This window comes from Pseudoroseomonas cervicalis ATCC 49957, from assembly GCF_000164635.1.
Lineage (GTDB): Bacteria > Pseudomonadota > Alphaproteobacteria > Acetobacterales > Acetobacteraceae > Pseudoroseomonas > Pseudoroseomonas cervicalis.
The window spans coordinates 111,747-116,788 of sequence record NZ_GG770780.1 but is presented as its reverse complement, the minus strand read 5'-3'; the positions used below and the strand labels follow the sequence as shown (position 1 = coordinate 116,788).

At 73.5% G+C, this 5,042-nt stretch carries 8 protein-coding genes; all 8 read right to left on the bottom strand.

Annotated features, from left to right (window positions below; genetic code table 11):
* Nucleotides 1–246 (bottom strand): c-type cytochrome biogenesis protein CcmI (gene ccmI, locus HMPREF0731_RS13940; RefSeq protein WP_007004794.1); only part of this gene is annotated, 246 nt, incomplete at its 3' end.
* Nucleotides 243–719, bottom strand: a complete 477-nt coding sequence (locus HMPREF0731_RS13935) for a cytochrome c-type biogenesis protein (RefSeq protein WP_007004793.1) — start codon at nt 717–719, stop codon at nt 243–245. The genes HMPREF0731_RS13935 and ccmI, both read right to left, overlap by 4 nt.
* Nucleotides 719–1,282, bottom strand: a complete 564-nt coding sequence (locus HMPREF0731_RS13930) for a DsbE family thiol:disulfide interchange protein (protein WP_007004792.1) — start codon at nt 1,280–1,282, stop codon at nt 719–721. Before HMPREF0731_RS13930 ends, HMPREF0731_RS13935 begins: the two co-directional genes overlap by 1 nt.
* A 126-nt stretch (nt 1,283–1,408) precedes the next feature.
* Nucleotides 1,409–3,373 (bottom strand): heme lyase CcmF/NrfE family subunit, encoded by a 1,965-nt coding sequence (locus tag HMPREF0731_RS13925; RefSeq protein WP_007004791.1) that lies wholly within the window; start codon nt 3,371–3,373, stop codon nt 1,409–1,411.
* Nucleotides 3,370–3,882 (bottom strand): cytochrome c maturation protein CcmE, encoded by a 513-nt coding sequence (ccmE, locus tag HMPREF0731_RS13920; RefSeq protein WP_040613443.1) that lies wholly within the window; start codon nt 3,880–3,882, stop codon nt 3,370–3,372. The genes HMPREF0731_RS13925 and ccmE overlap by 4 nt, the downstream gene beginning before the upstream one ends.
* A 2-nt stretch (nt 3,883–3,884) precedes the next feature.
* Nucleotides 3,885–4,103: a hypothetical protein gene (locus tag HMPREF0731_RS13915; protein WP_007004789.1), complete on the bottom strand. Its 219-nt coding sequence runs from the start codon at nt 4,101–4,103 to the stop codon at nt 3,885–3,887.
* On the bottom strand, nt 4,100–4,246 hold the full coding sequence (locus tag HMPREF0731_RS24390; RefSeq protein ID WP_007004788.1) for a hypothetical protein: 147 nt from the start codon (nt 4,244–4,246) through the stop codon (nt 4,100–4,102). The genes HMPREF0731_RS13915 and HMPREF0731_RS24390 overlap by 4 nt, the downstream gene beginning before the upstream one ends.
* A 46-nt stretch (nt 4,247–4,292) precedes the next feature.
* Nucleotides 4,293–5,042 (bottom strand): heme ABC transporter permease, encoded by a 750-nt coding sequence (locus HMPREF0731_RS13910; RefSeq protein ID WP_040613355.1) that lies wholly within the window; start codon nt 5,040–5,042, stop codon nt 4,293–4,295.

The window sequence follows — 5,042 nt, the reverse complement described above, 5'->3', positions numbered from 1 at the left end:
CTCCGCGCCCTCCAGCGCCACCCCCGGCGCCGCCAGCACGCGGCGCTGCACCTCCAGCCTGGCGGCGCGATAGGCCTCGGCCTCCAGCCGCCCGGCCTCGCGCTCGCGCTCCAGCTCGGCGAGCTGCGCGTGATACAGGGCCAGATCCGCCTCCTGGCGGTCCCTCAGCCGGGCGGGGCGCAGCAGCGACCAGCCCAGCGGCGCCAGGGCGAGCACCGCCAGCCCCAGGAAAAGCAGCCAGATCATCGGGGCGAGCGGTCCTCCAGCGCGGCCAGCCGCGCCTCTTCCTCGGGCGAGAGCGGGGCAGGGGGCGGCGCCGCGCCACCCCGGCGGCGCAGCAGCAGCACGGCCAGCAGCCCGCCCCCCAGCGCCAGCACCGGCATGCCCCACAGCAGCAGCGTCGCGGCGTTCAGCGGCGGCCGCAGCAGCACGAAATCGCCATAGCGGGCATGAACATACTCGATGACGGCGGCGCGGTCCTCGCCCAGCGCGATGCGCTCGCGCACGATGCGGCGCAGGTCGCGCGCCAGGTCCGCCTCGCTGTCCTCGATCGACTGGTTCTGGCAGACCAGGCAGCGCAGCTCGCGCCCGATCTCGCGCGCCTGCTGCTCCTTCACCGGGTCGCGCAGCATCTCCGACGGCAGGCCCACCGCCAGGGCGGCGCCACCCAGCAACAGTCCCAGCAGCAACGCTGCTGCACTGAAAAAAAGACGGGGCATCAGGCGTGGCGCCGCAGCAGGGGGCGGATGTCCTGCTCCAGCACCTCCGGCGTCACCGGCCCCGGCCAGCGCCAGCGCACGATGCCCTGCCGGTCGAGCAGATAGGTCTCCGGCACGCCATACACCCCCCAGTCGATCGCCACCCGCCCCGGCTCGTCCCGCCCCAGCCGCCGGAACGGATTGCCATGCCGGGTCAGGAACTGCGCCGCATCCGCCGGCTTGTCCTTGTAGTTGATGCCGAACACCGGCACCCCGTCGCGCGACAGCCGCATCAGCTGCGGATGCTCGACAATGCAGGGCACGCACCAGCTGGCCCAGAAATTCACCAGCACCGGGGCGGGCAGCTCGCGCAGCTCGGCATCGCCGAAGGAGGGCACGCCGCTGGCCTCCAGCGGCGGCAGGGTGAAGGCGGGGGCCTGCTTGCCCACCAGGACGGAGGGCACGCCGCGCGGGTCATAGCTGCCATCGCCCAGGCCGCGCAGCATTCCGTAGAAGCCCGCACCCCCGGCCACCGCCAGCCCGAGCGGCGCCAGCATGATCATGCGGCGGCTGGTCAGGGGCATCTCGGAACTCCTTCTTCCAGGAAGCCGCTGGGGGAATGAATTCCCCCAGGCCCCCTTCTTTTTTCTGTCAGGCTGCCGCCGTCTCCCGGCGAGGCGGGCCGCCACGCTGGGCCGGGGCAGGCCGGGCTAGGTGGCGCGACGCCCATGCGCGGCAGCGGGCACGGGCGCCGCCACGCGGATGCGGCGGTCGGTCAGCGACACCGCGCCGCCCAGCGCCATCACCAGCGCCCCCAGCCAGATCCACGGCGCCAGGATGTTGTGATGCACGCGCAGCACCACCTGGCCAGCCTCCTCCTCGCCCAGCACGGCATAGAGGTCGCCACGGGCACGGGCATGGATGGCGGCCTCGGTGGTGGTCATGCTGCCCACCGGGAAGAAGCGCCGCTCCGGCCGCAGCACCGTCACCACCGCGCCATCGCGCAGCACCGTCACCGTGGCGCGGCGGGCCGACCAGTTGGGGCCGATCACATCCTCCACCCGGTCCAGGCGCCATTCATAGCCGGCATGGCTGATCGCCTGGCCGGGGCGCACCGCGGCCAGCTGGTCGGTCGCCAGCCCCATGCCCGCCATGCCCAGGATCGAGATGCCGACGCCGGCATGCGCCAGCGCGGCCCCCCAGGCGGCGCGCGGCAGGCCGCGCGCGCGGCTCCAGGCGGCGGCCGGGCGGCGGAACAGGGCGATGCGGTCGAAAATGTCGGCCAGCGCGCCGCAGATCAGCCAGAGCGCGGCGGCGAAGCCCAGCGCCGGGCCGATGCGCACGCCGGAAAAAGCCAGCACCAGCGCCACCGCGCCGGCGGCGGCCAGCGCCGCCCACCACAGCCGTTGCAGCGCCGGGAACAGCTTCGCCCGCTTCCAGGGCAGCAGCGGCCCGGCCGCCATCGCCAGCACCAGCGGCACCGCCAGCGGCAGCAGGGCGGTGTTGAAGAAGGGCGGGCCCACCGAGATCTTCTGGCCCAGCAGCAGGTCGGCGAACATCGGCCACAGCGTGCCGGCCAGCACCACCGCCGCCATGGCGCAGAGCAGCAGGTTGTTCAGCACCAGCGAGCCCTCGCGCGACAGCGGCGCGAACAGGCCGGTGGGCGCCATCGCCGGCGCCCGCCAGGCGAACAGCGCCAGGCTGCCGGCGACATAGAAGCCCAGCAGGCCCAGGATGAACACGCCGCGCGAGGGATCGCTGGCGAAGGCATGCACCGAGTTCAGCACGCCCGAGCGCACCAGGAAGGTGCCCAGCAGCGAGAAGCCGAAGGCCAGCAGCGCCAGCAGCAGGGTCCAGATCTTCAGCGCCTCGCGCTTCTCCACCACGATGGCGGAATGCAGCAGCGCCGTGCCGGCCAGCCAGGGCAGCAGGGAGGCGTTCTCCACCGGGTCCCAGAACCAGTAGCCGCCCCAGCCCAGCTCGTAATAGGCCCACCAGGAGCCGAGCGCGATGCCGAGCGTCAGGAAGGCCCAGGCCGCCAGCGCCCAGGGGCGCACCCAGCGGCCCCAGGCGGCGTCCACCCGCCCCTCGATCAGCGCGGCTACGGCGAAGGCGAAGGTCACGGCATAGCCGACATAGCCCAGGTAGAGCAGCGGCGGATGGAAGGCGAGGCCGGGATCCTGCAGCACCGGGTTCAGCCCCTGCCCGTCCGGCGGCGCCGGCCAGACCCGGCCGAAGGGGTTGGAGGTGAGCAGGGTGAAGGCCAGGAAGCCCAGCGCCACCAGCCCCAGCACGCCCAGCACCCGGGCCCGCAGCATGCCGGGCAGGTCGCGGCCGAAGCCGGCCACCGCCGAGCCGCACAGCGCCAGGATCAGCACCCAGAGCAGCAGCGAGCCCTCGTGATTGCCCCAGGCGCCGGCGTATTTGTACAGCAGCGGCTTGGCCGAGTGGCTGCTCTGCACCACGGTGATGACGCTGGTGTCGTTCACCGCGAAGGCCCAGAGCAGGGCGGCGAAGGCGGCGGCGCAGGCCAGCGTCTGGCCATGCGCGAGCGGGGCCGCCGCGCCCATCAGCCGCGCATCGCGCCGCGCCGCGCCCCAGAGCGGCAGCACCGCCTGGGCCAAAGCGAGCGCGAAGGCGAGCGCCAGGGCGAAATGGCCGAATTCCGCGATCATCCGCCGGTGTTCTCCGCGTTGGGGGAGAGGGTGTTCCAGGTCGCCGCCGGCGGCGGCGCGCCGCGCGCCGGGTCCCAATGGCCGCTGCGCTTCAGCGCGTCCGCCACCTCGGGCGGCATGTAGGTCTCGTCATGCCGGGCGAGAACCTCGCTGGCGCGGAACAGCCCGTCCGGCCCCAGCTTGCCCAGCGCCACCACCCCCTGCCCCTCGCGCAGCAGGTCCGGCAGCACGCCGCGATAGGTGACGGGGATGGTGGTCGGCCCGTCGGTGACGCGGAACAGCGCCTCCGGCTTGCCATCGGCCGCCTGGCTGCGCTGCAGGCTGCCGGCCTCGACCAGCCCGCCCAGGCGGAAGGCGCGGTCGGGGCCTGGATTCTTCGCCGCGACGTCGCTCGGCGACAGGAAGAAGACGAGATTGTCCTGGAAGGCGGTGAGCGTCAGCGCGGTGGCGGTGCCGAGGCCGAGCCCGGCCAGCAGCACGATCCACATCCGACGCCGCTTGCGCGACAGACTCACCCTTGCCTCCTCTGCCGCCAGCGGGCGGTCCCTTTCGCGACCAGGACGGAGGCCAGCCCCGCCAGGTCGAAGATCGCGTTGCCCATGGCCCAGACCGCCAGGGCACAGGCCAGAGCGGGGATCAGCCCCCACCCGGCCAGCAGCATCAGCCCCGGCACCAGGGCCAGCGCCAGGGCGATGACCGCCAGCGCCAGCCCGGTGCGGGCCGTCCTCACTCCCGCCGCCGCTGGCGCGGGCCGAGCAGCGCCATGCGCCGCTTCGCCGCCGCGTGCCGCCGCGCCGCCAGCAGCGCCATGCCGCCGAAGCCGAGCGCCGCCAGGCCCCAGGAGAGGACGACATGCCACCAGTGCTGCGTCATGCCGCAATTCCTTTTCCGGCGCCTTGATCCGGCGCAAGAAGCCGGCTCATGCCGCGCCCTCCAGCCCGGCCGCCTCGTGCTGCCGGGCGCGGGAGAGCTGCATCTGCCGCAGCCGCTTCTCCATCACCGCGGCGCGGGTGCGCGCCAGCACCAGGGCGGCGAAGGCCAGGCTGAAGCCCAGCGCGCAGACCAGCAGCGGGTAGAGGATGTCCACATGCATCCCCGGCGCCGCGGCGCGGGTGACCGAGGCCGATTGGTGCAGCGTGTTGAACCAGTCGACGCTCCACTTGATGACCGGCAGGTTCACCACGCCGATCAGCGCCAGGATGGCGCCGGCGCGGGCGCCGCGCTCCTCCTCGTCGAAGGCGCGGACCAGGGCGGCATGGCCGATCCAGAGGAAGAACAGCACCAGCACCGAGGTCATGCGGGCGTCCCATTGCCACCAGGTGCCCCACATCGGCCGGCCCCACAGGCTGCCGGTGGCCAGGCACAGCGCGGTGACCATGGCGCCCACCGGCGACAGCTCCCGCGCCGCCAGGTCGGCCAGCGGGTGGCGCCAGATCAGCGACATGGCCGAGGCGATGGCCAGGCCGAGATAGCCGCCCATGGCCAGCCAGGCCATCGGGACATGGACATACATGATGCGCACCGTCTCCCCCTGCTGCCAGTCGGGCGGGGAGAAGAACAAGGCCCAGGCGGCGCCGGCGCCGAGCACCAGCGCCGCGAGCGCCCAGAGCCAGGGCAGCAGCCGCTCGGTCAGCCGCAGGAAGCGGCCGGGATTGGCGAAGCGGTGCAG